Source organism: Streptomyces luteolus (genome assembly GCF_029968015.1).
In the GTDB taxonomy this organism is placed as follows: Bacteria; Actinomycetota; Actinomycetes; order Streptomycetales; family Streptomycetaceae; genus Streptomyces; species Streptomyces luteolus.
Genome location: NZ_JASCIS010000005.1, coordinates 168,359 through 192,201 on the forward strand (window position 1 = coordinate 168,359; position 23,843 = coordinate 192,201).

30 protein-coding genes are annotated in these 23,843 nt (G+C 71.8%); 12 read left to right on the forward strand and 18 right to left on the reverse strand.

Annotated elements, in window-relative coordinates:
- The first annotated feature begins 37 nt into the window (after positions 1-37).
- From QIT00_RS06780 to QIT00_RS06790, 3 genes are all read left to right on the forward strand, one after another.
- Positions 38-988 carry a cytochrome c oxidase assembly protein gene (locus QIT00_RS06780; RefSeq protein WP_282534180.1) on the forward strand — a complete coding sequence of 317 codons (951 nt, stop codon included), beginning with the start codon at positions 38-40 and terminating at the stop codon, positions 986-988.
- Positions 989-1,122: 134 nt separating this feature from the next.
- Positions 1,123-1,485 (forward strand): hypothetical protein, encoded by a 363-nt coding sequence (locus QIT00_RS06785; protein ID WP_282534181.1) that lies wholly within the window; start codon positions 1,123-1,125, stop codon positions 1,483-1,485.
- Positions 1,486-1,635: 150 nt separating this feature from the next.
- Positions 1,636-1,815: a hypothetical protein gene (locus QIT00_RS06790; protein WP_282534182.1), complete on the forward strand. Its 180-nt coding sequence runs from the start codon at positions 1,636-1,638 to the stop codon at positions 1,813-1,815.
- Between the two features lie 140 nt (positions 1,816-1,955).
- On the opposite strand, the gene QIT00_RS06795 is transcribed toward QIT00_RS06790, so the two are convergent.
- The 7 genes from QIT00_RS06795 to QIT00_RS06825 all read right to left on the reverse strand — a co-directional run bounded on the left by QIT00_RS06795 (position 1,956) and on the right by QIT00_RS06825 (position 7,806).
- Positions 1,956-2,450 (reverse strand): thioesterase family protein, encoded by a 495-nt coding sequence (locus QIT00_RS06795; protein WP_282534183.1) that lies wholly within the window; start codon positions 2,448-2,450, stop codon positions 1,956-1,958.
- Complete coding sequence (locus tag QIT00_RS06800) at positions 2,447-3,466, reverse strand: 3-hydroxyacyl-CoA dehydrogenase NAD-binding domain-containing protein (RefSeq protein ID WP_282534184.1); 1,020 nt, start codon at positions 3,464-3,466, stop codon at positions 2,447-2,449. The genes QIT00_RS06795 and QIT00_RS06800 overlap by 4 nt, the downstream gene beginning before the upstream one ends.
- 43 nt (positions 3,467-3,509) lie before the next feature.
- Complete coding sequence (locus tag QIT00_RS06805; RefSeq protein ID WP_282534185.1) at positions 3,510-4,406, reverse strand: BKACE family enzyme; 897 nt, start codon at positions 4,404-4,406, stop codon at positions 3,510-3,512.
- A gap of 90 nt (positions 4,407-4,496) precedes the next feature.
- Positions 4,497-5,390, reverse strand: a complete 894-nt coding sequence (locus tag QIT00_RS06810) for a TetR/AcrR family transcriptional regulator (protein WP_282534186.1) — start codon at positions 5,388-5,390, stop codon at positions 4,497-4,499.
- A 70-nt stretch (positions 5,391-5,460) separates the two neighbouring features.
- The gene (locus tag QIT00_RS06815) at positions 5,461-6,153 is read right to left on the reverse strand and encodes a DedA family protein (RefSeq protein WP_282534187.1); all 693 of its coding nucleotides are present in this window, start codon (positions 6,151-6,153) and stop codon (positions 5,461-5,463) included.
- Entirely contained in the window at positions 6,146-7,054 is a 909-nt protein-coding gene (locus QIT00_RS06820) for a lysophospholipid acyltransferase family protein (RefSeq protein WP_282534188.1), read from the reverse strand. The genes QIT00_RS06815 and QIT00_RS06820 overlap by 8 nt, the downstream gene beginning before the upstream one ends.
- Entirely contained in the window at positions 7,051-7,806 is a 756-nt protein-coding gene (locus QIT00_RS06825; protein ID WP_282534189.1) for a GNAT family N-acetyltransferase, read from the reverse strand. The genes QIT00_RS06820 and QIT00_RS06825 overlap by 4 nt, the downstream gene beginning before the upstream one ends.
- A 319-nt stretch (positions 7,807-8,125) precedes the next feature.
- Here QIT00_RS06825 and QIT00_RS06830 point away from each other — a divergent pair, with 319 nt between their 5' ends.
- Positions 8,126-8,875: a lysophospholipid acyltransferase family protein gene (locus QIT00_RS06830; RefSeq protein ID WP_282534190.1), complete on the forward strand. Its 750-nt coding sequence runs from the start codon at positions 8,126-8,128 to the stop codon at positions 8,873-8,875.
- Between the two features lie 138 nt (positions 8,876-9,013).
- Entirely contained in the window at positions 9,014-10,060 is a 1,047-nt protein-coding gene (locus tag QIT00_RS06835; protein WP_282534191.1) for an NAD-dependent epimerase/dehydratase family protein, read from the forward strand.
- Between the two features lie 68 nt (positions 10,061-10,128).
- Here QIT00_RS06835 and QIT00_RS06840 read toward each other — a convergent pair whose 3' ends face one another.
- From QIT00_RS06840 to QIT00_RS06880, 9 genes are all read right to left on the reverse strand, one after another.
- Complete coding sequence (locus QIT00_RS06840) at positions 10,129-11,706, reverse strand: alpha/beta hydrolase (protein WP_282534192.1); 1,578 nt, start codon at positions 11,704-11,706, stop codon at positions 10,129-10,131.
- Between the two features lie 210 nt (positions 11,707-11,916).
- Entirely contained in the window at positions 11,917-12,054 is a 138-nt protein-coding gene (locus tag QIT00_RS06845) for a hypothetical protein (protein WP_349017163.1), read from the reverse strand.
- A 114-nt stretch (positions 12,055-12,168) separates the two neighbouring features.
- Positions 12,169-12,954, reverse strand: a complete 786-nt coding sequence (locus QIT00_RS06850) for an urease accessory protein UreD (protein ID WP_282534193.1) — start codon at positions 12,952-12,954, stop codon at positions 12,169-12,171.
- Positions 12,951-13,637 carry an urease accessory protein UreG gene (gene ureG / locus QIT00_RS06855; protein WP_282534194.1) on the reverse strand — a complete coding sequence of 229 codons (687 nt, stop codon included), beginning with the start codon at positions 13,635-13,637 and terminating at the stop codon, positions 12,951-12,953. The genes QIT00_RS06850 and ureG overlap by 4 nt, the downstream gene beginning before the upstream one ends.
- A gap of 215 nt (positions 13,638-13,852) precedes the next feature.
- The gene (locus tag QIT00_RS06860) at positions 13,853-14,527 is read right to left on the reverse strand and encodes an urease accessory protein UreF (RefSeq protein ID WP_282534195.1); all 675 of its coding nucleotides are present in this window, start codon (positions 14,525-14,527) and stop codon (positions 13,853-13,855) included.
- A gap of 16 nt (positions 14,528-14,543) precedes the next feature.
- The gene (locus QIT00_RS06865) at positions 14,544-16,274 is read right to left on the reverse strand and encodes an urease subunit alpha (protein WP_282534196.1); all 1,731 of its coding nucleotides are present in this window, start codon (positions 16,272-16,274) and stop codon (positions 14,544-14,546) included.
- Complete coding sequence (locus tag QIT00_RS06870; protein WP_282534303.1) at positions 16,267-16,578, reverse strand: urease subunit beta; 312 nt, start codon at positions 16,576-16,578, stop codon at positions 16,267-16,269. The genes QIT00_RS06865 and QIT00_RS06870 overlap by 8 nt, the downstream gene beginning before the upstream one ends.
- Positions 16,579-16,647: 69 nt before the next feature.
- Positions 16,648-16,950 (reverse strand): urease subunit gamma, encoded by a 303-nt coding sequence (locus QIT00_RS06875; protein WP_282534197.1) that lies wholly within the window; start codon positions 16,948-16,950, stop codon positions 16,648-16,650.
- A gap of 199 nt (positions 16,951-17,149) precedes the next feature.
- Complete coding sequence (locus QIT00_RS06880; protein ID WP_282534198.1) at positions 17,150-17,767, reverse strand: TetR/AcrR family transcriptional regulator; 618 nt, start codon at positions 17,765-17,767, stop codon at positions 17,150-17,152.
- Positions 17,768-17,888: 121 nt separating this feature from the next.
- Here QIT00_RS06880 and QIT00_RS06885 point away from each other — a divergent pair, with 121 nt between their 5' ends.
- Complete coding sequence (locus QIT00_RS06885) at positions 17,889-18,887, forward strand: ABC transporter permease (RefSeq protein WP_282534199.1); 999 nt, start codon at positions 17,889-17,891, stop codon at positions 18,885-18,887.
- Between the two features lie 126 nt (positions 18,888-19,013).
- On the opposite strand, the gene QIT00_RS06890 is transcribed toward QIT00_RS06885, so the two are convergent.
- Positions 19,014-19,301, reverse strand: a complete 288-nt coding sequence (locus QIT00_RS06890) for a type II toxin-antitoxin system Phd/YefM family antitoxin (RefSeq protein ID WP_282534200.1) — start codon at positions 19,299-19,301, stop codon at positions 19,014-19,016.
- A 76-nt stretch (positions 19,302-19,377) separates the two neighbouring features.
- Between QIT00_RS06890 and QIT00_RS06895 the strand changes: the two genes are divergently transcribed.
- The 4 genes from QIT00_RS06895 (at position 19,378) to QIT00_RS06910 (ending at position 22,006) form a co-directional block, all read left to right on the forward strand.
- A complete protein-coding gene (locus tag QIT00_RS06895) occupies positions 19,378-20,025 on the forward strand; it encodes an ATP-dependent Clp protease proteolytic subunit (RefSeq protein WP_282534201.1) in 648 nt (215 codons plus the stop codon).
- 9 nt (positions 20,026-20,034) lie between these two features.
- Positions 20,035-20,343, forward strand: coding sequence for a hypothetical protein (locus QIT00_RS06900; RefSeq protein WP_282534202.1), 309 nt, complete (start codon positions 20,035-20,037; stop codon positions 20,341-20,343).
- Positions 20,344-20,875: 532 nt separating this feature from the next.
- Positions 20,876-21,343: a C40 family peptidase gene (locus QIT00_RS06905; RefSeq protein WP_282534203.1), complete on the forward strand. Its 468-nt coding sequence runs from the start codon at positions 20,876-20,878 to the stop codon at positions 21,341-21,343.
- 108 nt (positions 21,344-21,451) lie between these two features.
- Complete coding sequence (locus tag QIT00_RS06910; protein WP_282534204.1) at positions 21,452-22,006, forward strand: DUF6328 family protein; 555 nt, start codon at positions 21,452-21,454, stop codon at positions 22,004-22,006.
- A 10-nt stretch (positions 22,007-22,016) separates the two neighbouring features.
- Here QIT00_RS06910 and QIT00_RS06915 read toward each other — a convergent pair whose 3' ends face one another.
- Positions 22,017-22,448 (reverse strand): ATP-binding protein, encoded by a 432-nt coding sequence (locus QIT00_RS06915; RefSeq protein ID WP_282534205.1) that lies wholly within the window; start codon positions 22,446-22,448, stop codon positions 22,017-22,019.
- Positions 22,449-22,718: 270 nt separating this feature from the next.
- Between QIT00_RS06915 and QIT00_RS06920 the strand changes: the two genes are divergently transcribed.
- Positions 22,719-23,588, forward strand: coding sequence for a helix-turn-helix domain-containing protein (locus QIT00_RS06920; protein WP_282534206.1), 870 nt, complete (start codon positions 22,719-22,721; stop codon positions 23,586-23,588).
- Positions 23,589-23,597: 9 nt separating this feature from the next.
- A complete protein-coding gene (locus QIT00_RS06925) occupies positions 23,598-23,837 on the forward strand; it encodes a DUF397 domain-containing protein (protein WP_282534207.1) in 240 nt (79 codons plus the stop codon).
- The last annotated feature ends 6 nt before the right edge of the window (positions 23,838-23,843 follow it).

Here is a 23,843-nt window from a genome sequence, read left to right on the forward strand (position 1 = left end):
TCTGGTTCGGACAACCGGCACGAATCAGGAGCAGCGGATGGATCACAGCGGGCACGGCATGATGATGGATCTGCCGCCGTTCACGCTGGGCCGAGCCCTTCAGTTCTCTTCGGACCCGTTCTTCCTGGTGGGCTGCCTGCTGGCGCTCGGCCTGTACGGATGGGCCATGGTGCGGCTGCGGCGCCGCGGCGACTCCTGGCCGGTGGGCCGGGCGATCTCGTTCGTGCTCGGTGTGCTGACCGTCGCCCTGGTGATGTGCACCAAGCTGAACGACTACGGCATGGTCATGTTCAGCGTGCACATGGTGCAGCACATGGTGATCAGCATGCTGTCGCCGATCCTGCTGCTCCTGGGCGCGCCGATCACGCTTGCGCTGCGGGCGCTGCCGGTCGCGGGGCGTGGGCGCAAGGGTCCCCGTGAGCTGCTGCTCATGCTGCTGCACAGCCGGTACATGAAGGTGATCACGCACCCGGCGTTCACCATCCCGCTGTTCATCGCGAGCCTGTACGCGCTGTACTTCACGCCGCTCTTCGACTTCCTGATGAGCTCCACGCCGGGGCACATCGCGATGATGGTGCACTTCCTCGCGGTGGGCATGGTGTTCTTCTGGCCGATCATGGGCGTCGACCCAGGGCCGCACCGGCCCGGCTATGTGATGCGGATGCTGGAACTGTTCGCCGGCATGCCGTTCCACGCGTTCTTCGGCATCGCGCTGATGATGGCGACCCAGCCGATGGTCGGTACGTACATGAACCCGCCGGCCTCGCTCGGCATCGACGCCCTGGCCGACCAGGAGGCGGCCGGTGGCATCGCCTGGGCGTTCAGTGAGATCCCGTCGGTGGTGGTGCTCGTGGCGCTGCTGTTCCAGTGGCGCAAGTCGGAGGAGCGCGAGGCCCGCCGCAAGGACCGCGCGGCGGACCGGGACGGCGACAAGGAGCTGGAGGCGTACAACGCGTATCTGGCCTCGCTGAACGCGCGAGGGCACTAGGCGCGGTTTCGGTCGCCCTGGAGGGCGGTTTCGGTCGTGCCCGAAAGACCTTTTCTTCCGTCGGCGGCACGGGGTTCCTTGGGTCTTGTGCAGCGGCTGTCGCTGCACGGCAGGGCGACCAGGGGGAAGAAATCATGGTGAGCAAGATCCGTACGGGCCTGGTGGTAGCGGCCGCCGCTCTGGGCACGGCCGCGTTCGCCGTTCCGGCCGGGGGCGCACAGGGCTCGGCGAGCAGCGTGCGGGCGCCGGTCTGCAGGGGCGAGACGATCAGGATCGACGGGGGCACGCTGGAGTACGGAGAGTGCTCCTCGAACGGAATGCGCCAGGTCACCGGCACCTTGAACGACAACAAGAACAACGACCGCTGCGTCCGCAGCAAGGTCGTGTTCGTGCCGAACGGTCCGACCGTCAAGGACAAGGACTGCGGCGGCGCCAAGACCAAGGTCACGACCGGCTGGCACAAGGCATCCGACGCCAAGGTGTACCTGAGCGGCTGAGGAGTGCACCGATCAGGCCCTCGGAACGCGCAGTTCCGGGGGCCTTCTGTTACGCACGCTGGCGGAACCGGGCCCGGGCGCGAGACCATGGCACCAGGTCACCGGTGGACACCGGCCGGGTGTCTGCTCGGGCGCGAGGAGGGTGTTGCGATGCCCGGTTCCACGAAGATGCCCAGTTCCACGAAGACGATGGGGGTGGCCACCGTCGGAGCGCTCGTCGCGGTGACGGGCTACACGGTCGCCCTCGGCAGCAACGGCTGGCTGTGGTTCGGCTGGATCGTGCTCGGACTGATCACGGCCGCGATCGCGTTGTCCAACCCGGCTCCCTGAGGGCCCGCCGTCCGCGCCGTGCCCGTGCGGCCCGCCGTCCGCGCCGTGCCCGTGCAGGGGCGTCCGTACGACACCTGTGAGCAGGCGAACGGGCCCCGCCCCCGGGGGATGGGGGCAGGACCCGTTCGGGGTGTGGGCGGTCAGGCCACGGGGGCGATGGACCGTCCCGCCCAGTCGGGGGCCGCCTCCGTGAAGGAGGTCAGCCGGGCCTGGATCTCGTCCGGGAAGGGCGTGGTGCGGCCGGCCTGCTGGTCGACGTGGAGGGCGAGCAGCTCACTGGTGGCCACCGGCTCGGCGCCCTCGGGGACCGGGGACTCGGCCTCGTCCAGGACGAAGAGCTCGTGCACGAAGTGCGCCTTCTTCGCGGCGGCTCCGAGGATCCGGGTGCGTACGGCGAGGTGGGCGCCCTCGGGGACGTCGTTCAGGTACCGGATGTGCGACTCGACGGTGTAGAGGGAGCAGCCGCTGGACTCGCGGTACGCGGAGTGCAGGCCCGCCTCGATCATCATGGCGTCGGTGGCGTGGCCGAAGACGAGGACGTAGAAGGCCTCGCTCATGTGGCCGTTGTAGTCGATCCACTCCGGCCTGACCGTGCGGTGCAGCAGGGGGAGGGCCTGCTCGGGGGTGGTGGTCATGCGGTCTCCTGGTGCTTTTCGTGCTGTGCGGCGCGCTGGGCACGCCGCTGCTGCGGCAGGCGGCCGGTCGCGCGCAGGACGTCGATGACGCCCTGGTCGCGTTCGGCCACCAGGTCCGCGATGGTGCGTTCCCCGGCCTCCTCGTCGCAACCCTCGACCACGGCGTCGTACAGCTTCTTGTCCAGCTCCGGGGCCTCCAGGCGGGTCCACGGGGACTTCAGGGAGGGGCCGAAGTGGTCCAGCATGTGCGCCATGCCACCCTCGCCGCCCGCGAGCGCGAAGGTGAGCATCGGGCCCATGAACGCCCAGCGGAGGCCGGGGCCCTCGGTGATGGAGTCGTCGATCTCCCGCACCGTGGCCTCGCCGTTGGCAACCATGTGCAGGGCCTCGCGCCAGAGGGCTTCCTGGAGGCGGTTGGCGATGAAGCCGGGCACCTCGGCCTTCATGGTGATCACGGACTTGCCGGCCACGTCGTAGAAGCGGGAGGCCCAGTTCACGGCGTGCTCGGCGGTCCGCTCGCCGCCGACGACCTCGACGAGCGGGATCAGGTACGGCGGGTTGAAGGGGTGGCCGACGACCAGGCGGCCGGGGTCGGCGGCGGTGGTCTGCATGTCGGTCATCGGGTAGCCGGAGGTCGAGGAGGCGATGACGGCTCCGGCCGGGGCGGCCGCGTCCAGCTGGGCGAGCAGGTCGCGCTTGAGCTCCAGCTTCTCGGGGGCGCTCTCCTGCACGAACTGGGCGTCGGCGACGGCCTCTTCGAGGGTGGCGGCCACGGTGAGCCGGTCGCGGGAAGCGCCGTCGGCGAGGCCGAGCTGGGTGAGCGCGGGCCAGGCGGCGTCGACGAGGCGGCGCAGCTTCAGCTCGGCGTCGGGGGCCGGGTCCCAGGCGGTGACGTCGTACCCGCGGGCCAGGAAGTGGGCGACCCAGCCGCCGCCGATCACGCCGGCGCCGATGCAGGCGACGCGGGTGACGTCCTCGGGGGCGCAGGGGGCGGCGGGGGTGTTGATTGCGGTCATGAGGGGTCCTCGGGCAGGGGTGTTCGGGGTGCTTGCGAAGGGGTCAGGCGCGGGGCTTGAGGCCGAGCTTCACGCGGGCCTCGTCCGGGCTGACGACACGGGCGCCGATGGACTCGGTGATCTGCACGGCGCGCTCGACGAGTTGGGCGTTGCTGGCCTTGTTGCCCTTGCCCAGGTAGAGGTTGTCCTCCAGGCCGACGCGGACGTGCCCGCCGAGCAGGATGGACTGGGCGACCCAGGGCATCTGCATGCGGCCGATGGCGAAGCTGGCCCACTGGGCGTTCTCGGGGAGCATGTTGACCATGGACTGCAGGACGCCCGGGTCGGCGGGCGCGCCCCACGGGATGCCCATGCAGAGCTGGAAGACGGTGGGGTCGTCGAGCAGTCCCTCTTCGCGCAGCTGCTTGGCGAACCACAGGTGGCCGGTGTCGAAGATCTCCAACTCCGGTCGTACGCCGAGCTGTTGGATGCGCCGGGCGCCCTGGCGGAGCATCTCGGGGGTGGAGACGTAGAGGTTCTCGCCGAAGTTGAGGGAGCCGCAGTCGAGGGTGCAGATGTCGGGGAGCAGTTCGTCGACGTGCGGGAGCCGGTCGAGGCCGCCGACGAGGTCGGTGCCGGGCAGCTCGCCGAGCTTCTCCAGGGGCTGGACGGGGTCGACGACGAGGTCGCCGCCCATGCCGGCGGTGAGGTTGATGATGACGTCGGTGCCGGTCTCCTTGATCCGCTCGACGGTCTCGCGGTAGAGCCGCGGGTCGCGGGAGGGGGCGCCGGTCTCGGGGTCGCGTACGTGGATGTGCACGGCGGCGGCCCCGGCCTCGGCGGCCTCGACGGCGGACTTGGCGATCTGCTCGGGCGTGACGGGCACGTGCGGGCTCTTGCGGACGGTGTCGCCGGCGCCGGTGAGCGCGGCGGTGATGATGACGTCCTGGTTCATGGGCATGCTGAACTCCCTTTTCTGGTACGGGACATGACGGGATATGACGGGGTATGAAGAAGTCGTTGGGGTGCTGCCCGGGGGCGGGGGTTGCGCTCAGCGCGCGGCGAGCGCCGTCTCGACGTGGGCGAGCAGGGCGCGCCGCATGTCGTCCGCGCTCGTGCCGGGTTCGCCCGGGGTGGTCGCGAGGACCTGGGAGGCGAGGCCGTCGATCAGGGCGGTCAGGGTGAGCGCGGCGGCCTCCGGGTCGACGGGGCGGAAGGCTCCGGCGGCGACGCCTCGGCGGATGACGTCGGCGACGGTCTCGCGCCACTGCCGGTAGTACTCGACGTGCAGCCGGCCCACGACGGTGGAGCGGGCGGCCTCCGCCCACAGGTCGAGCCAGACGCTCCACTGGCGGCGCTGCCGTCGGGTGTCCGGGGTCTGCAGCTCGATCAACTGCCGTAGTTCGCCCGCCACATCGGCCGCTTCCGCGATGTGGGCGGCGCGGCGGGCGGTGTCCTCGTCCATGCACCAGCGCACGGCCGCTTCGAGCAGGTCGTCACGGCCCGGGAAGTGGTAGTGGATCGCGGCGGTGCTGGTGGCGCAGGCCTCGGCGATGTCGGCGACCCGGACCGCGTGGAAGCCGCGTTCGGCGATGAGCCGGACCGTCTCCCGCACGATCTGCAACGGCCGCCCGCCGTCCGCCGGCGCCGGTCCCGCCGTACGCCGTGTACGTGCCGCGGCCCGTCCCGTGGCGGCCTCGTCCGGCCGGCCGCCTGAGCCGAGCAGCCAGGCCGCGTCGACGTTCCCGGTGTCCGCGACGCGGGCCAGCTCGGCGACGGTGAAGCGGCGGGCTCCGCTCAGGGAGCGGGAGAGCTTGGACGGGTCCATGACGATACGGCGCGCGAACTCGCGCTGGCTGACGCCGACGGCGGCGATCACCTGACGGACGCGTTCCGCCACCTCGCCGCCGGTGTCACCGACTCGGCTTCCCGGTTCCTGCTGCATGGTGGACGACCGTACCCGCGTGTTGAGATAACCGCAACACGCTCCTCCTGCCCCTTCTGTCGCTTCCCCTCTAATGCTGGGCTTTGAGCGGACACTCCGGCGGTGTTGCGATGGCGACTGACTCATCAGTCGGCTTGCGCAACACCAGGCGGCGGGCCCATCGGCCCCGGCCCCGTCTCCGTACCCACTCCCCCGTGAGCGTCAGGAGCACGACCGTGCCGAACGAGAGCAGCAGGCCGTACACGGGGCGGTCGGCGAAGGCGGCTCCGCCGAGGGCGCCGACGGCCACGCTGAGGACGGCCCAGACGCTCGCTCCGATCACGTCGAAGAGGAGAAAGCGGCGTACGGGATAGCGGACGCCGCCCGTGCTCAGGCCGGTCACCACACGCCCGCCCGGGACGTACCGCCCGGCCACGATCAGCAGCGCTCCGTGCCGCGCGACCAGGGAGTGGGCGGCGGCGAGGCGGCACCTGCCCTTCTCACCGCGGAGCAGCAGAGCCGTCAGGCGGGGGCCCGCGCGGCGCCCCACTCCGTACCCGCCGAGGTCGCCCGCGACCGCGCCCGCCGCGGCCAGGACCGTAAGCAGGGCGAGGCGGCCCGGGTCGGCGCCGATCAGGACGGCGGCGGTGACGACCGTGCCCTCGCTCGGCATGAACGGAAGCAGGGCGTCCAGGGCGGCCGTGCCGAAGATGACCAGCCACAGCCAGGGCGAGTCCAACAGGCCCTGCAGGAACGCCACATAGGGGTCGAGCCAGTCAGCCATGGCGCCTCGGCTGGTCCCGGAAGACCGACTCCTGCGCGGCCGCCGCGAGTTCCCGCCGGTCGCTGCCGGGGCCGGTGGGCAGCGGTGCGTGGGCGCGGATCCGGACGGCCAGGCCGTCCGCCCGCGCCACCCGGTGCAGGGAGGGGACGAAGCCCTCGTCGCCGAGGAATCCGGCGACCGCGCTCGGCCTGCCGTGCTGGAGATAGCTCAGGGTGACCGGGCGGACGGGCACGCTCGCGTCGATCGCGGCCTGGAACATCGCGCGGCGGAATCCGCCGCCCGCGGCCGAACACCAGGTGGTGCCCTGCGGGAAGACCGCGACAGTTCGGCCCGCGGCCAGGAACTCCCGCACCCGGTCGACCGCTCGGGGCAGCGCGCGCAGACTGCCGCGGTCGATGAAGCAGGTGTCGACGCGGCGGGCGAGCGGGCCGACCACCGGCCAGCGGCCCACCTCGCGCTTGGCGACGAGCGTGACCGGCTCACAGGCGAGCAGCGCCACTATGTCGAGCCAGGAGATGTGGTCGGCCACCACGAGCGTGCCGGTCCCGGGGACGGTGAGCGGGACGTCGCCCGCGTCCAGGCGCACGTCGAGCGAGGCGAGGAGGGCGCGGGCCCGGTCGCGTACCGCCTCGCCGTCGCGGGTCGCGGACGGGGAGGCGAGGGCGCCGGCGACGACCTGCCCGAACGCGGCGTAGCGCCGGACGGTGGCCAGGCGGGGCACGGGCGGGGCGGCCGGGCGGGCGCAGCGCGGCGTGCAGGGCGAGGCCGGAAACCAGGGGCTCTGCGGCCGGGGTGGCGCGAGGGAGGCACCGGGTGGGGCGAGGGAGGCTCCGGGTTGCGCGAGGGAGGCGCCGGGTGGGGTGACGGGGGTCGAGGCGGCCGTGGCGACCGGTCCGTTCACTGCTCCTCCCCCAGGAAGTACCGGCGGTAGCGGTCGTTGATGCGGTCCATCGGCAGCAGGACGTAGAAGTCCGCGACGTCGAACTCCGGGTCGTGGGCGGGTGCTCCGCACATCCAGGCGCCGAGCCGCAGATAGCCGCGAAGGAGCGGCGGCAGGTCGGCGGGGCGGGCCGGGCCGTCGAGGGGGCCCGAGGGGTGCCAGGGGCGGTGCGGGTGGACGCGCAGTTCGGGCGGCGAGGCGTGCTTGCCGTTGCCGAGGAGCCAGGCGCTGCTCGCGGCCCGGCCGCCGTCGGCGAGCGGGACGGAGGCGCAGCCGCCCAGGTACTTGTGCCCGGAGAGCAGCAGATAGCGCGCGAGGGCCGCCCAAAGGAGGTTGATCACCGCGCCGCTGCGGTGCTCGGGGTGGACGCAGGAGCGGCCCGTCTCGACCAGCTGGGAGCGGATCCCGGCCAGGTCGGTGAGGTCGAACTCGCCGTCGGAGTAGAGCCGTTGGGTGCGTCCCGGGGGGATCAGGCGGTACGTCCCGACGACCTCGCCGGTGCCCGCGTCGGTGACGACCAGGTGGTCGGCCACCGCGTCGAAGTCGTCCACGTCGTGGCCCGGCAGCGGGGTGTGCAGGCGGGCTCCCATCTCGCCTGCGAAGACCTGGTGGCGCAGGCGCTGGGCCGCGCGGATCTGATCGTCGGAGTCGGCGATCGCGACCGCGTAGCTGCTCGAGGCCGCGACTACAGTGGACGGTGCAGGACTGGGCATGACGAACCCGCTTTCTACGCAGGGGAAGGCCCGCGCGGGTCGTGGCTGATGACCGCGCGAGTCGGCTCGGTCGTGCACGGGCCGTCGAGTTGCCGCTCGGCGGCCCGCCTCACCCCACGGTGCAGTCGTCCGGTGAACAGGTCAAAGATTTCTGACAGTTGTCAGGGAAGGATGAGGGACATTCAGGGTTGCCTCAGGGTTACTCGCGGCGCGGCGGCTCGCGCGGCCTCCCGACCGCCGGACCGCGCTCTCCCCGGCACTCCTGCGACCTGGTAAAACGCAGTGTCGACATGGCCCTGCCGAGTGAGGAGCGACCCTCTTGTTCTACTACGTGCTCAAGTACGTGCTGCTTGGTCCCCTGCTCAGGCTGGTCTTCCGGCCGCGGATCGAGGGCCTGGAGCACATCCCCGAAGACGGTGCGGCGATCGTCGCGGGGAACCATCTGTCGTTCTCGGACCACTTCCTGATGCCCGCCATCCTCAAGCGGAGGATCACCTTCCTGGCGAAGGCCGAGTACTTCACGGGCCCCGGCGTCAAGGGCCGGCTGACCGCGGCGTTCTTCCACAGCGCGGGCCAGATCCCGGTGGACCGCTCGGGCAAGGAGGCGGGCCAGGCGGCGATCCGGGAGGGGCTCGGGGTGCTCGGCAAGGGCGAGTTGCTCGGCATCTACCCGGAGGGCACGCGCTCGCACGACGGCCGGCTCTACAAGGGCAAGGTCGGCGTCGCCGCGATGGCGCTGAAGGCTCATGTGCCGGTGATCCCGTGCGCGATGATCGGCACGTTCGAGGCGCAGCCTCCGGGCCAGAAGCTGCCGCGGTTCCAGCGCGTGACGATTCGTTTCGGCGAGCCTCTCGACTTCTCCCGTTACGAGGGCATGGACGGCGAGAAGGCCGTGCTGCGGGCGGTCACGGACGAGATCATGTACGCGATCCTGGGGCTCTCGGACCAGGAGTACGTGGACCGGTACGCGGCCGTGGTCAAGGCCGAGGAGCAGGCGGAGGCGCAGGCGGAGAAGGAGCGGCAGGCGGCGGCCGGAGGCCGCAGGTTCCCCAAGCTGCCCGGGCGTTGAGGGGCCGCTCGCGCACTTGGGCGCCACCCTGTACCCGGGCCAGTGGACCTCAAGCGACGACCGCTCCCGCGCGCCCGCGAATCTGCGGTCAGCAGAACACCCTGGGACGAAGGGCCCTGAGCGTCGTACGTTCCAGACATGACTCATGCGCTGGTGATCGGGGCCACAGGACAGATCGGGCGGGCGGCGGTGCGCGCGCTCGCGCAGGACGGCTGGGACGTCACCGCGGCGTCGCGCGGCGCGACCCCTGACGCGGACCGGCCGGAGGGGGTGCGCACGGCCCGCCTCGACCGCGAGGACGACGCCGCTCTCGCCCGGCTGATCGGCGACGGCGTGGACGTCGTGGTGGACGTGGTGGCGTACGGCCGGGGCCACGCCCGGCAGTTGAGGGCCCTGTCCGACCGCATCGGCTCGGCGGTGGTGATATCGAGCGCGGCGATCTACGAGGACGAGCAGGGCCGCAGCTTCCTCACCCAGGACGAGCCGGACGGGCACCCGCGCTATCCGGTGCCGCTCCCCGAGTCGTACCGCAGGCTGGCCCCGGGCGAGACGTACGGCGGGCGCAAGGTGGTCCTGGAGGACGAACTCCTCGCCGCCGGGGACACGTTGCCGACGACGCTGCTGCGCGCGGGCGCCGTGCACGGACCGCACTGCACCACGCCGCGTGAGCTGTACTTCGTCAAGCGGGCCCTGGACGGCCGGCCGCGGCGGATCCTCGCGTACGGCGGGGCGAGCAGGTTCCATCCGGCGAGCGTGCACAACATCGCGGAGCTGGTGCGCCTGGCGGCCGCCAGACCGGGTTCACGCGTCCTGAACGCCGCCGATCCGACGGCGCCCACGGTGGCCGAGATCGGCGCGGCGATCGACGCGCTGCTCGGCGTGGAGTCGGAGACGGTCCTGATACCGGGCGAGCCTCCGGCGCCGACGGTCGGCAGCACTCCGTGGAGTCTGGCGCACCCGCTGGTGCTCGACATGTCGGCGGCGGCACGGGAGTTGGGCTACCGCCCGGTGGTGTCGTACGAACAGTCCCTCCCCGAGACCGTCGAGTGGCTCGGCGCGCGGCTGCGCGGCAAGGACTGGCGGGAGGCGTTCCCGGTGATGGCGGCGGCGTACGACCCGATGGGCGACCTCTTCGACTACGAGGCGGAGGATGCGTGGCTCGCGCGGCGCGGGACCACCGTCTGAACCGGCGGAGAGGCGGGCGGAGTTGTCGCCGCCCGCCTCTCGGTGCCGCACCGGTCCGGAAGGAGGACCTACGGCTTGGGCGCGGCGTGCGGGGCGCACGTCACGTCGCGGCTGCCGGTCTTCCCGCGCAGCAGGTAGCTGTCGACCCGCTGGTTGACGCAGGAGTTGACCAAGTTGGTCACACCGTGCGAACCGGCGTCCTTCTCGGTGATCAGGCGGGAGCCCTTGAGCCGCTTGTGCAGCTCGACCGCGCCCTCGTACGGCGTGGCCGCGTCCCGCTCGGACTGGACGATGAGGACCGGCGGCAGGCCCTTGCCGGACTTCACGTCGACCGGGGTCTGCTGCTTCACGCCCCAGGTGGCGCACGGCAGGTTCATCCAGGCGTTGGCCCACGTCATGAAGGGGTGGTCCTCGTGCAGACGCGTGTTGTCACGGTCCCACTTCTTCCAGCTGGTGGGCCACTTGGCGTCGGTGCACTCCACGGCGGTGTAGACGGCGTTGCCGTTCTCCGCGGAGATGTTGCCGGCGGTGTCGGACAGGTCCGGGCCCGCGGCCTCGACGAGGGCCTTCTCGTCACCGGCGAGGTACTTGCTCCACACCTCGGCGGTCGACACCCACGCGGAGTCGTAGTACGGCGCGCCCTGGAAGAAGCCGATCAGCTCGGCAGGGCCGACGACGCCACCGATGGGCTCCTTCTTGGCGGCGGCCCGCAGCTTCAGCCACTGGGCCTCGACCTTCTGCGGGGTGTCGCCGATGTGGAAGGTGGCGTCGTGCTTCGCGACCCACTTCTTCCAGTCCTCCCAGCGGGTCTGGAAGGCGACGTCCTGGTCCAGGTTGGCCTGGTACCAGATCTTCTCCCGGGACGGGTTCACAACACTGTCGACGAGCATCCGCCGCACGTGGTCCGGGAAGAGCGTGGCGTACACCGCGCCGAGGTACGTCCCGTAGGACACCCCGATGAAGTTGAGCTTCCGGTCGCCGAGCGCGGCGCGGATCACGTCCAGATCGCGGGCGGTGTTCGGAGTCGTCATATGCGGCAGCATCTCGCCGCTGCGCTCCTTGCAGCCCTCCGCGTACTCGGCGGCGAGCTTGCGCTGCGCGCGCTTGTCGGCCTCGGAGTCCGGCACCGGGTCGGGCTTGGGCGCCTTGACGAACTCCTGCGGGTCGACACAGGAGATGGGCGCCGAGTGACCGACACCGCGCGGGTCGAACCCGACGAAGTCATAGGCCTCGGCGGTCTTCTTCCAGAGCGGGGCCTTGGTGGTCACGCGCAGCGGGAAGCGCATTCCGGAGCCGCCGGGGCCGCCGGGGTTGTAGAGCAGGGAGCCCTGCCGCTCGCTCTTGGTGCCGGTGCTTCTCGCCCGGTCGACGGCGATTTTGATCTTCTTGCCGTGCGGCTTGCTGTAGTCGAGCGGAACGCTGACCCAGCCGCACTGGACGGGCTTCGCGAGCCCCCAGTCCGCCGGGCAGTCCTTCCAGTCGATCCCCGTCTTCGCCGCCCGCGCCGCGGCGATGGCCACGCCGCGCGCCTCGGAGACGGTGCGACGGCCGCTGTCGGCGTTCGCCGCCGGAGCCGCCATCGCACCCGCTATGAGGGTCCCCGCGATCAGAGTGCCGGCCGAGCCGAGCACCGCTGTGCGTCTCAAGTGGTACCTCCCCCAGATCGTTTCGATCAGATCGTCACGCGTTCTCAGGTCGTCACGCGCTCTCCGGGGGATCCTTGCGTCTGACGGGTACCTGGCAACAGATCGGACAGATGTTCTTTGCCAATCCGATAACCGGTGGCCCCTGCTCCGCTCAGCGGTGGCCCCGCGCGAGGGAGTTCACCGTGTCGGGGGTGGCCGCCGCCCGCTCCCTCACCCGGCCACCCGTCGTACCGCCTCGTCCAGAACCCGCCGCAACCGCAGCGCGTCGGACGCCACCGCCGTCACCAGCAGTCCCGGACCGGCGAGCGGGGTCAGCGCGGCGAGCTCGCCCAGCATCTGCGGCCGCATCGGGGCGTGCGCCAAATCCGGTCGTACGACGACGCGTTGACCGATCGCGCGATGTCGGCCAAGGCAGCGAGGGAGCTCACCGTGTCACCGACCGCCCTGCCGCTGCCCGCTCGCTCACGGGACCACCCGTCGTACCGCCTCGTCGAGAACCCGCCGCAACCGCAGCGCGTCGGACGCCACCGCCGTCACCAGCAGTCCCGGACCGGCGAGCGGGGTCAGCGCGGCGAGCTCGCCCAGCATCTGCGGCTGCACCGGGGCGTGCGCCAAATCCGGTCGTACGACGACGAGTTGTCCGATCGCGCGATGCCCGGCCAGGGCGGCGGGGCCGTCCCAGCCGCCGGGTGCGCCGGGGCCGCAGGCCAGCTCCTGGTCGAGCAGGACCCGCCCCTCGCAGCGCACGGTGAGCCGACTGGTGAGACCGCCCGGCTCCTCCCCCGCCCGCCCGAGCACCTGCTCCTCGCGCAGCAACAGGCGGGCCCCGGAGGCGAGTTCGGCCCGGGTGGTCACGCGCAGCTCGCTGCCGTTCGCCGAGATCAGCTGCTCGGGCAGCCAGCGCAGCTCGGCGCCCTCCTCCACGCTCAGCCGCACGTCGTAGTGGGCGGGCCGCTTCGACTGGCCGGGCAGCGCGATGGTCGCGGCCGTCGAGGTCACGTCGAGCCGCGCCCCCGGCCCCGCCTCGGCCGACACGGTCAGCCGGTCGCCGCCCAGCGGGGCGCTCATCGCGCCGACGAGGGCGACGCGCGCCTCCCGGCCCGCGCTGCGGATCCGCCGTACGGCGAGGGGCCCTTCGCCGTCGAGTACGGGGAGCCGGCTGGTGCCGCGGGCGTCCGCCTCGGCGCGGATCCGGGCGGTGGCCCGCAGCCCCCCGTCCGCCTGGGCCTGCCCCGCGGGCACGCTCACGCGGCGGTCCAGGCGGCGATCCGCTCCCGCACCCAGGCGGCGACCTCGGACACGCCCTCCTCGGACCTCAACGACTGGAAGACGACCGGGAGTTCGGCCCGCTGCGCCTTCGCGTCCCGCGCCATCCGCTGCAGATCGGAGCCGACGTACGGGGCGAGGTCGGTCTTGTTGACCACGAGCAGGTCGGCCGTCGTCACGCCGGGGCCGCCCTTGCGGGGGATGTCGTCGCCGCCCGCCACGTCGATGACGAACAGCTGGGCGTCGACCAGACCGCGCGAGAACGTGGCCGTCAGGTTGTCGCCGCCGGACTCGACGAGCACCAGGTCGAGCGGCCCGACCTCGTCCTCCAGGTCCTCGACGGCCTCCAGGTTGGCGGAGATGTCGTCGCGGATGGCGGTGTGCGGGCAGGCGCCGGTCTCGACGGCGGCGATCCGCTCGGGCGGCAGCACGGCCTCGCGCAGCAGGAACGCGGCGTCCTCGCGGGTGTAGATGTCATTGGTGACGACGGCGAGGGACAACTCGTCGCGCAGGGCCCGGCAGAGCGCGGCCACGGTCGCGGTCTTCCCGGACCCGACGGGCCCACCGAGCCCGACCCGCAGCGCCCGCCGCCGCCCGTCGGGCCGCACGGCATCGGCACTGACGGCGGCGGGACCGTCGTGGGTGTGGGAGTGGTCGAGGTGCATTTGGGGCTCCTAGGGGTTGTCGGGTTCAGGGGTCAGGGGGCGCGGCCTCGGGGGCTCCGCCCCCGGACCCCCGCTCCTCAATCGCCGGAGGGGCTGAATTTTGCGGCTGGGGCTCAAAATTGAGCCCCTCCGGCGATTGAGGAGGCCCGTCCGGCGAGGCCACGCGGCGCCAGCCGCATATCGGACGCTGCGGGAAGGGGCGGGGCGGGGAGCAACTACGACGCGAACAGCCGTACCGCCCAAGCCGCATGGGCCTCCGCCCCGATGTCCAGGAGCGGCGCGGAGGACGCCGGCAGGGCGTCGACGCCCTCGATCGGCACCCGCCGCGCGCACTCCGCCGCGTCCGCCGCGACCCGGTCCAGGTCGGGGGCGAGCCGGGCCAGGACGGCGGTCGCGTCGAAGGGGTCGAGGCTCAGGAGGCGTACGACCGCAGTGGCGGGACCGCTGACCGACTCGTACGCCGCGACGTACACCGCGTCCTCGGGCCCGAGTCCGGCCGAGCGCGCGGCGAGGCCGAGCACGACGGGCTGGTGGGCGCCCTTGGGGCGTACGGACGCGAGGGCGTCGAGTTCGGCCGACGGCCAGGTGGCGCGGGCCGCCCGCATCATCTGCCGGCCCAGCTTCCGCGCGGCGGTGCGCAGGGCGGCCGACGGGGTGCGGGCGTCCGCGGCCTCGTCGAGCTCCAGCGGGTCGACGCCGACCGCGGCTGCGGCGGCGAGGGCGGCCGCGACCAGGCCGCTGGTGTGCAGTCGGCCGCGGCAGAACTCCGCCAGGTCGGCCGCGTCCTTGATCCGGCCTGCGGCGACGGCGGCCTCGGCCCCGCCGGAGTGCGCGTGCCCTCCGGCGGGGAAGCGGCCGTCGGCCAGGACCAACAGGGTTGCTCTGTTCATCGCTGTGACCCGGCGCTCAGAAGAGGAAGTACCGCTGGGTCATGGGCAGTTCGGCGGCGGGCGCCGACTCGATCAGCTCGCCGTCGACGGTGACGGCGAAGCTGTCCGGGTCGACGTGCACCCGCGGCATCGCGTCGTTCTCCCGCATGTCGGCCTTGGTGACCCCGCGCGTACTGGCGATGGGCGCGAACTCCTTGCCGACGCCGAGGCTGCCGAGGCGTTCGGGCAGACCGTCGTCGAGGGCGGACCGCGTGACGAAGTTCAGCGAGTTCCCGGCGGCCGCGGAGCCGAGGGCGCCGAACATCCGCCGCGGAAGGACCGGCTGGGGCGTGGGGATGGAGGCGTTGGCGTCGCCCATCTGCGCGTAGGCGATCTGTCCGCCCTTCAGGACGACCAGCGGCTTGACGCCGAAGAACGCCGGGTCCCACAGGACGAGGTCGGCGAGTTTGCCGCTCTCGACGGAGCCGATCTCGTGGTCGAGGCCCTGGGCGGCGGCGGGGTTGATCGTGTACTTGGCGACGTACCGGCGTACGCGATGGTTGTCCGCGCGGACGTCGCCCGGCAGGAAGCCGCGGCGCCGCTTCATCACGTGCGCGGTCTGCCAGGTGCGAAGGACGACCTCGCCGATCCGGCCCATGGCCTGCGAGTCGGAGGAGATGATCGAGATGGCGCCGAGGTCGTGCAGGACGTCCTCGGCGGCGATCGTGGACGGCCGGATCCGGGACTCGGCGAAGGCCAGGTCCTCGGGGACGGCCGGGTTGAGGTGGTGGCAGACCATCAGCATGTCGAGGTGCTCCTCGACGGTGTTGACGGTGTGCGGCCGGGTCGGGTTGGTCGAGCTGGGCAGCACGTTGGGCTCGGAGACCACGGTGATGATGTCGGGCGCGTGCCCGCCGCCCGCGCCCTCGGTGTGGTACGCGTGGATGGAGCGTCCGGCGATCGCGGCGAGGGTGTCGGCGACGAAGCCCGCCTCGTTCAACGTGTCGGTGTGGATGGCGAGTTGGGCACCGGACGCCTCGCACACGTTCAGGCAGGCGTCGATCACGGCCGGGGTGGCGCCCCAGTCCTCGTGGATCTTGAACCCGAGGGCGCCGCCGCGCAGTTGGGCGTGCATGGCGTCGGCGGACATGGTGTTGCCCTTGCCGAGCAGGCCGATGTTGAGGGGCGTCGAGTCGAGGGCGGCGAACATCCGGCCCAGATGCCAGGAGCCGGGCGTGATCGTGGTGGCCTTGCTGCCCTCGGCGGGTCCGGTGCCGCCGCCGACGAGGGTGGTGATGCCGCCCGCGAGCGCGGCGTCGACGAGGGTCGGCGAGATGAAGTGCACATGCGCGTCGATGGCACCGGCGGTGACGATCCGGCCGTTGCCCGCGATCACCTCGGTCTCGGGTCCGATGACCAGGTCCGGGTGCACCCCGTCCATGGTGTCGGGGTTGCCGGCCTTGCCGATGCCGGTGATCCGGCCGTCCCGGATGCCGATGTCGGCCTTGACGATGCCCCAGTGGTCGACGATGACGGCACCGGTGATCACGGTGTCCGGGGCGCCCTCGGCGCGGGTGACGCAGGACTGCCCCATGGACTCGCGGATCACCTTGCCGCCGCCGAACACGGCCTCGTCGCCGGAGCGTCCGGGCCCGCCGCTGCGGTCCTCCTCGATCTCGATCAGGAGGTCGGTGTCGGCGAGCCGGATCCGGTCACCGGTCGTGGGGCCGAACAGATCGGCGTAGGCGGCACGGGTCAGTTCAGCCATCGAGGGCACCTCCGGTCTCACCGCGCAGGCCGGGTACGCGGCGCAGTCCTGCGAGGGGGACGAGTTCGACGTCGACGGGGATGCCGGGTTCGAAGCGGACGGCGGTGCCCGCGGCGATGTTCAGACGCAGTCCGCGCGCGGCGGAACGGTCGAAGTCCAGGCCCGGGTTGGCCTCGGCGAAGTGGTAGTGGGAGCCGACCTGGACGGGCCGGTCGGCGGTGTTGAGGACGGTCAGCGGGGTGACCGGGGCGCCGGCGTTGAGGACGACGGGCTCGTCGGCGTACAGGATCTCTCCGGGGACCAGCGGCTGGAGGGAGACGGCGGCGGACGCGTGTTCGGCGGGTGACTCGAAGGGCATCGGCAGGACTCCCCGTCAGGCGATCGGCTCGTGCACGGTGACGAGCTTCGTCCCGTCGGGGAATGTCGCCTCGACCTGGACGTCGTGGAGCATCTCGGGGATGCCCTCCATCACGTCGTCGCGGCTGAGCAACTTCCGCCCGGACGACATGAGTTCGGTGACGCTGCGGCCGTCGCGGGCGCCTTCGAGCACGTGCGAGGTGATCAGGGCGACCGCCTCGGGATGGTTGAGGCGCAGCCCGCGTGCCCTTCGCTTCTGAGCCACGTCCGCGGCCACATGGATGAGCAGTCGCTCCTGCTCGTGCGGGGTCAGTTGCACGCGTGCCACCTCACAGTCCGTCATGGTCCGCCTGTGTGCGGGCAGGCGTGACCGGCATCGTCCTGGCCGAGGAGGCCGCTGGGGCGCAGCCTCCACCAGGACGCAGGCGGAGACTAGTTGTGTTCAACATCTTGTTGACTCGGGTTTGGGCGTCCCGCCGGAAGACATTGCACGCTAATGCCGAAGTTTTTCCTGCGCGTTAACTGACCTTGGGTACTTCCATACGCATCAGGGCCCGCAGCCCGCCCTCCAGCTGCTCGACCTCCGCGTCCCCGAACAGGGCCCGCTGGGCGATGAAGCCCTGCGCGAGCGCCATCATGGTGCGCGCCACGTGGTCGGGCTCGACGTCGTCCGGCATGAGCCCCGCCTCACGGTAGGCGTCGACCAGCCCGCCCCACGCGGCCCTCATCTCCACGAACCCCTGCCGCAGCGGCGCCGCCAGCTCCTCGTTGCGCAGCGTCTCGGCCCACACCTGGAGGACGAGGCGCGGGAACTCGATGCTGCCGCCGCCGACCCGCCCGTTCAGGACGATGTTCAGCACCTGCCCGAGGAGCTTGTCCGGCAGCGGCGGCGGGTCCTGGTTGGCGGCGTCCTCGAAGGCTCCCCTGACGGTGCCGAAGACCTCGCCGACGATGGCGGCGATCAGCTCTTCCTTGCCGCTGAAGTACCGGTAGACGGCCCCGGCGGAGAGCCCGGCCTCGCGCAGCACGTCCTGCATCGACGTGGCGTGGAATCCGCCCTGCGTGAAGCTGCGGACGGCGCCGTCGATGATCTGCCGACGACGGGCGTCGAGGTGTTCCTGGGATACGCGAGCCATGGCCTCAAACTAAAACGAACATTCATTCTTGACAAGGTTGCAGCGGCGGCGGGACAGTGGCCGCATCACGTAAAACGAACGGTCATTCTCTATACGGTCCCGATACGAGCGGAGCCCTGCCATGTCCGCCACACCCACCCCCGGCACGCCCACCCCGGCAGCACCGAGCCCGGCCGCCGGGCGGCCCCGGCACGTGCTCGCGGTGCTCGTCCTCATCCCGGCCGTCGTCGCGCTCGCCCTGTGGGCCTTCGCCTGGCCCGCCGCTCGTACGGCGCCGCGCGACCTGCCGATCGCGGTCGCCGGCGCGCCCGCCGCTGTGGTCGGCCTGGAACGCCAACTGGAGCGCAAGGAGGGCGCGTTCGAGGTGCACCGGTACGACGACGAGGCGGCCGCGCGCGCCGCCATCGAGGACCGGGACGTATACGGGGCGATCGTCGCCACCGAGCGCGGGCCCCGGCTGCTCACCGCCTCGGCCGCGAGCCCCGTCGTCGCGCAGATGCTCAAGCAGACGGCCACGGCCCAGGCACCGAAGGGCGCCCCGGTGCAGGTCGAGGACGTGGTGGCGGCTCCGCCCGGCGACCCGCGCGGGGCGGTCCTCGGCACGAGCGTGCTGCCGATGGCTCTTGCTGGGGTCGCGGCCGGTGCGGTGGTGACGCTGCTCGGCCTGCGCGGGGTGCGCGCCGCCTGCGCCCTGGTGGGCGCCGCCGCGCTGGTCGGCGTCGTGGCGGCCGCGCTGACGCACAGCTGGCTCGGGGCGCTGACCGGCGACTGGTGGACCGAGGCGGGAGTCCTCGCCCTGTCGACGCTGGCGGTGAGCGCGGCCGTGGCCGGACTCGCGGCGGTGCTCGGCCGCGCCGGGATCGCCCTCGGCGCCCTGACCGTGGTCCTGATCGGCAACCCCTTCTCCGGCATCGCCTCGGCACCCGAGCTGCTTCCGGAGCCCGCGGGCGCGATCGGCCAGTGGCTGCCGCCGGGCGCGGGGGGCACGCTGCTGCGCTCGGTCTCGTTCTTCGACGGCGCGGCGGCGTCCAGGCCCGCGTGGACACTCGCCGTGTGGGCGGGGGCGGGGCTGGTGCTGATTCTGGTCGGTGGGGCGGTGCGGGTGCGGCGGGCCGGCTGAGGCCGGGCCTCTCCCCTCCCCGCCCCTTCCCGACTGTGCCGATATGCGGCTGGCGCCGCGTGGCTGCGGAGCTTCGGGGGCTCCGCTCCCGGACCCCCGCTCCTCAATCGCCGGAGGGGCTGAATTTCAGCCCCCCGTAGCCCCCCGATGCTCCGCCGCGATGCCGAACCGCTGACGCTCTCCCGGCGCGGACGCGCCTGAGCCGACCGTCGAGACGGCGCTGATCACCTGCTCCTCCGGCGCCTCGGCCGGCTCGGGCGACTCCTGCAGGCGGCGCAGATCCTCCGCCGAGACCAGGGCCACGAGCGGTTTGCCGTGCCGGGTGACGACCACGCGCTCGCCGCCGTACACCACACGGTTGATCAGGTCGGCGAGCTCAGCGCGGGCTTGCGTCACCGGAATCTCGTAGGCCATGGGTCCATCATATCGTCACGTACGTCCTGTACATTTTTTACAGAACGCGCGATGCCGTGCCCCGAAGGAGCCCGCCATGAACCTGAACCGGAACCGCCCGTACGCACGCCATGTCCTGCCGGAGTTCACCGAGCGCACGAGTTCGGGGACGCGCACCCGGGACCCGTACTCGAAACTCCTCGAGGAGCGGATCATCTTCCTCGGCACGCCCATCGACGACACGGCGGCCAACGACGTGATGGCGCAGTTCATGTATCTGGAGCACAGCGCGCCCGACCAGGACATCTCGCTCTACATCAATTCGCCGGGCGGCTCGTTCAGCGCGATGACCGCCGTGTACGACACGATCCGGTACGTGAGTTGCGACGTGGAGACGGTCTGCATGGGCCAGGCCGCCTCCGCGTCGGCCGTGCTGCTCGCGGCCGGAACTCCGGGGAAGCGTTCGATGCTGCCGGGGGCCCGAGTCCTCATCCACCAGCCGGAGTTCACCGAGCCGATCCAGGGCCAGACCAGCGATCTGGCGATCGAGGCGGCCGAACTCCAGCGCGTCAGGGCCCTCTTGGAGGAGATGCTCGCGCGGCACACGGGGCAGAGCCGGGAGCGGATCTCCGCCGACATCGAGCGGGACACGATCCTCGACGCCGTACAGGCCCGGGAGTACGGCCTGGTGGACCGGATCATCGACAGCCGCAGGTCCACCCTGCTCGCGCCCGGCGACGACTGAGGGGACGCGATGCTGCCACCGGATCTGCCCCGGCTGCCCGCACTGACGCGCGCCGAGGGCGAGTTGATCGACCGCTACCTCGAAGTCGTCGACCTGCTCGGCCGGATCAACCCCGCCCGCGGCCGTGACACCTACGGCGGACTGCGCGCCGCCCAGGCCCTGGTCACCAAGGCGGCGGCGCTGCGGGACGCGTTGACCGTGATGCACCAGCGCGGCGAGAACGAGGTGCACGCCGAGACGCTGGCGCGTGCCCTGCGCGTCCTGGACGGCGAGCGGCGCGCGGGGCGGGTCACGGTGCCGCCCACGTCCCCGAGTTGACGGTGCGTCGGCGCGCGGGTCGTCCGTTCGGCCTCATGGCGTGACCAGTTGGGCTCGCACGGATGGCCTACGGGCCGATCTCGCCGACGTACCCGCGCAGTTGCGATCTTCGCGGCGCCGCCTCGGCGCTGTGATCTCCTCCACTGCTGGTACGGGCCTCAAGGCTCTTGATCGCGCCGTCGGCGAAGATCCCTTGTCCACCCGAACAGTGCACATGTGACGAACATCACACCCGGCCGGGTATGCACAGATTTGACACGTTCTGTGCGTGAGGATCCCTGCGACGACAAGCCCCCGCCGCAGCGGCGGGGCGGTCCGGGCGGACGCCGAGTCCTGCCGCCGCCCGGATGCCAGGTCGACGACGGTGTGGACCGGCAGGAGTGGAGGACCCGAGCACGACGGGGTGCTGGGGGTGCCAGACACCCTCCAGCCCCTTGGGGTGAAGCCGCGGCGCAGGCCGCGGCCGGGCAGATTCTTCGTTGGCCCGAATCCGACAGGTCATCCTTCACAGGCGGCTGACGAAGGGTTGCGCATGACCTCGCGCATTCGGATTCCCGCCCTGCTCACCCGAGCCGGGACCGCTTCTGCCCTGACGCTCGCCGCGGTCGGCGGCACCGCACTGGCCCCCGGAGCCGTGACCGAGGCCGCCTCGGCGTCGGCGCGGGCCCTCCAGGTCGCGGCGGCGAAGAAGGGCTCGCCCTACCGCTACGGCGCCTCCGGCCCGCGTCGCTTCGACTGCTCGGGCCTGACCCAGTACTCCTTCAAGAAGGCCGGCAAGAAGCTGCCGCGCACCGCCGCCCAGCAGTACAACCGCACCCGCCGCGTCTCCTCCGACCGGCGCGAACGCGGTGACCTGGTCTTCTTCCACTCGGGCCGGAAGATCTACCACGTCGGCATCTACGCCGGTAAGGGCCGCATCTGGCACGCGCCCAAGACCGGCGACGTGGTGCGGCTGCAGAAGATCTGGACCAGCAGCGTGTCGTACGGGCGGGTTCGTTAGGTCCGGTCGGTGTGGAGCGGTGGCGCGCCGTGTGCCCTGGCGGCACGCCGGTGAGCCGCCGCCCCGCCTGCGGGGCTTGAGAGCGCCCGGACTGGATACTCGTCCGCCATGGCCGATGAATCCAGGGACGACGCATCAGGCAACGACGCAGCAGGCAACGACGCATCGAGGCACGGGGCGGCCCGGGAGCAAGCCCGCCACGAGACCACCTTCGAGCGCGCCGACCGGAACTTCGGTGAGCTCCTTCAGGAGCTGCGGGTCACGCAGACCGGGGTGGCGATCCTCTTCGCGTTCCTGCTGACCCTGGCGTTCACGCAGCGCTTCCCGTCCCTCGACTCCGTGCAGCGGGGCATGTACGTGACGACGCTGCTGCTCGCCGTGGCGGCCGCCGCGCTGTTCACGGCGCCCGCCGCCGTGCACCGCGGGCTCTTCCAGCGGCACGCCAAGCCACAGATCGTGCAGGTCTCCTCGCGGCTCGCGTCGATCGGCATGGCGGTCCTTGCACTCGCCCTGACCGGGTCCGTGCTGCTCGTCGTGGACGTCGCCATGGGCCGTACCGTCGGAATCATCGCGGCCGTGGGGACCTTCGTGGTGTGCGCCGGACTGTGGGGCGTACTGCCGCGCGTGCTCAGGGCCGGGGTCCCCCGCAAGCGCGACGAGTAGCGGCAGCGGGTCAGCTCTGCACCGGGGCCGTCCACGGCAGCGCGATCCACACCGTCTTGCCGCCCTCCGCCGTCGGCTTCACCGAGAGCCGGCCGCCGCACTCCACCGCGAGCCAGCGGATGATCACCATGCCGCGCCCGTTGTCCTGCTGCACCGCCGCCGGAAGCCGCTTCGGCAGGCGCGGATGGCTGTCGGTGACGCCGATGCGCAGCTGCTCGTCCCGCTCCAGCTCGATGTCGACGGTGAACGTCGGCGACTGGCCGAGGGTGTGCTGGACGGCGTTGGTCGCCAGCTCGGAGACGATCAGGCGGACCGTGTCCGCGGTCTCCGTGTCGTCCGGCAGGCCCCAGTCGGCGAGCACCTCCGTCACGTACCGCCGTGCTCTGGAGACCGAGGCGGGATCGCTCGGCAGAGTGACGGAGGCTTCCTTGTGATCTGCCATGGCGACGCTGTCCCTTTCCCACCGGGCCGGCATCCGGCACGCGGTCGATGACCTGTGAATCACCGGATGACCGACGGACCCGGAATGGTGCTTCGCGCCAGAGTGCCACTCCGGAGCCGCCCGACGTGCCGATCCCCCGAGATATGCATATATCTGTCGCTCGAAGCGGTGAACTCTGCCACGGAAGACCGTATTTGCGCGGCAGACTGGCGCATCGAGGTGCGTCTGCAGCACAGTTCGCCCACCACCGCAGCCGGAGAGGAGTCGGCCATGCAGTACGGACCTGCCGTCCGGCGCCGCAAGCTCGGCTCGGAGCTGCGGGCGCTGCGCGACCGCGCGGGGCTCACCAGCGGGCAGGCCGCGCTCCGGGTGGGCTGGCACCAGTCGAAGGTCAGCCGGATCGAGACCGGCCGCAGCAGCGCGAAGGCGGCGGACGTACGGCTGCTGCTCGACGCGTACGAGGTGGGTGACGCCCAACTCCGCGCGCTTCTGGAGGCGTTGGCGGGTGCGGCGGACGGTGACCGGGGTGCGCGGCAGCAGTGGTGGCACGCCTACAAGGGGCTACTGCCGCCCGCGTACCGCGATTTCATCAGCCTGGAGGCGCAGGCCTGCCGCCTTCGTACGCTCGAAACCTCCGTGGTGCCCGGCCTGTTGCAGACGCCCGACTACGCACGGGCGGTCACGCGCGCCTCACTCGACGGGCTGCCGGAGGACCAGGTGGACACGCTCGTGGAGATCCGCCTCGCCCGCCAGGACGTGCTGCGCGGGGACCCGCCGCTCGAACTGAGCGCGGTGCTCGACGAGGCGGTGCTTCGGCGTCCCATCGGCGGATACGGCGTGATGGCACGGCAGTTGAGGCACCTGGTGGAGGTGGGCCGGGAGCTGCCGCACGTACGGCTGCAGGTGCTGCCGTACGCGGTCGGGGCGCACATCGGGTTGACGGGCCCTTTCGTCATCTTCTCCTTTCCGAACATCGCTGATCTGGACGTGGTTGTTCTCGACCACCTGATGAGTAGCCTCTATCTCGAACGGAAAGAAGACCTCCAGGCCTACAGCGAGGCCTTCGACTCGCTGGGAGAACACGCTCTTCCGCCCGATGACAGCCTGGAATTCATCGCCGGGATCGGTGATGGCACGTAAGGAGGCACCATGTCAGCTCTGCCTCGGTACGTACCCACCAGCACTTCGTTGAACAGCGCACCGCACGACGCCCGTTGGCGGCGCAGCAGCCGCAGCACCGGAATGAACAACTGCGTGGAGACCGCGCCGATCAGCCGGGGCCCGCTGGCCGGCCGGCTCGCCGTACGCGACTCGAAGCGCACGTCCGGTCCGGCTCTGTTGTTCACCTCCGCCGCCTGGGACTCCTTCCTCGCCGCCGTCCGACGGTAGGCGTCC

Coding starts and splice junctions, on each gene's coding strand:
- QIT00_RS06780 (WP_282534180.1), top strand. CDS start 38: ATGGATCACAGCGGGCACGGCATGATGATGGATCTGCCGCCGTTCACG.
- QIT00_RS06785 (WP_282534181.1), top strand. CDS start 1,123: ATGGTGAGCAAGATCCGTACGGGCCTGGTGGTAGCGGCCGCCGCTCTG.
- QIT00_RS06790 (WP_282534182.1), top strand. CDS start 1,636: ATGCCCGGTTCCACGAAGATGCCCAGTTCCACGAAGACGATGGGGGTG.
- QIT00_RS06795 (WP_282534183.1), bottom strand. CDS start 2,450: ATGACCACCACCCCCGAGCAGGCCCTCCCCCTGCTGCACCGCACGGTC.
- QIT00_RS06800 (WP_282534184.1), bottom strand. CDS start 3,466: ATGACCGCAATCAACACCCCCGCCGCCCCCTGCGCCCCCGAGGACGTC.
- QIT00_RS06805 (WP_282534185.1), bottom strand. CDS start 4,406: ATGCCCATGAACCAGGACGTCATCATCACCGCCGCGCTCACCGGCGCC.
- QIT00_RS06810 (WP_282534186.1), bottom strand. CDS start 5,390: ATGCAGCAGGAACCGGGAAGCCGAGTCGGTGACACCGGCGGCGAGGTG.
- QIT00_RS06815 (WP_282534187.1), bottom strand. CDS start 6,153: ATGGCTGACTGGCTCGACCCCTATGTGGCGTTCCTGCAGGGCCTGTTG.
- QIT00_RS06825 (WP_282534189.1), bottom strand. CDS start 7,806: ATGCCCAGTCCTGCACCGTCCACTGTAGTCGCGGCCTCGAGCAGCTAC.
- QIT00_RS06835 (WP_282534191.1), top strand. CDS start 9,014: ATGACTCATGCGCTGGTGATCGGGGCCACAGGACAGATCGGGCGGGCG.
- QIT00_RS06845 (WP_349017163.1), bottom strand. CDS start 12,054: ATGCGGCCGCAGATGCTGGGCGAGCTCGCCGCGCTGACCCCGCTCGCC.
- ureG (WP_282534194.1), bottom strand. CDS start 13,637: ATGCACCTCGACCACTCCCACACCCACGACGGTCCCGCCGCCGTCAGT.
- QIT00_RS06860 (WP_282534195.1), bottom strand. CDS start 14,527: ATGAACAGAGCAACCCTGTTGGTCCTGGCCGACGGCCGCTTCCCCGCC.
- QIT00_RS06865 (WP_282534196.1), bottom strand. CDS start 16,274: ATGGCTGAACTGACCCGTGCCGCCTACGCCGATCTGTTCGGCCCCACG.
- QIT00_RS06880 (WP_282534198.1), bottom strand. CDS start 17,767: ATGGCTCGCGTATCCCAGGAACACCTCGACGCCCGTCGTCGGCAGATC.
- QIT00_RS06885 (WP_282534199.1), top strand. CDS start 17,889: ATGTCCGCCACACCCACCCCCGGCACGCCCACCCCGGCAGCACCGAGC.
- QIT00_RS06890 (WP_282534200.1), bottom strand. CDS start 19,301: ATGGCCTACGAGATTCCGGTGACGCAAGCCCGCGCTGAGCTCGCCGAC.
- QIT00_RS06895 (WP_282534201.1), top strand. CDS start 19,378: ATGAACCTGAACCGGAACCGCCCGTACGCACGCCATGTCCTGCCGGAG.
- QIT00_RS06900 (WP_282534202.1), top strand. CDS start 20,035: ATGCTGCCACCGGATCTGCCCCGGCTGCCCGCACTGACGCGCGCCGAG.
- QIT00_RS06905 (WP_282534203.1), top strand. CDS start 20,876: ATGACCTCGCGCATTCGGATTCCCGCCCTGCTCACCCGAGCCGGGACC.
- QIT00_RS06910 (WP_282534204.1), top strand. CDS start 21,452: ATGGCCGATGAATCCAGGGACGACGCATCAGGCAACGACGCAGCAGGC.
- QIT00_RS06915 (WP_282534205.1), bottom strand. CDS start 22,448: ATGGCAGATCACAAGGAAGCCTCCGTCACTCTGCCGAGCGATCCCGCC.
- QIT00_RS06920 (WP_282534206.1), top strand. CDS start 22,719: ATGCAGTACGGACCTGCCGTCCGGCGCCGCAAGCTCGGCTCGGAGCTG.
- QIT00_RS06925 (WP_282534207.1), top strand. CDS start 23,598: ATGTCAGCTCTGCCTCGGTACGTACCCACCAGCACTTCGTTGAACAGC.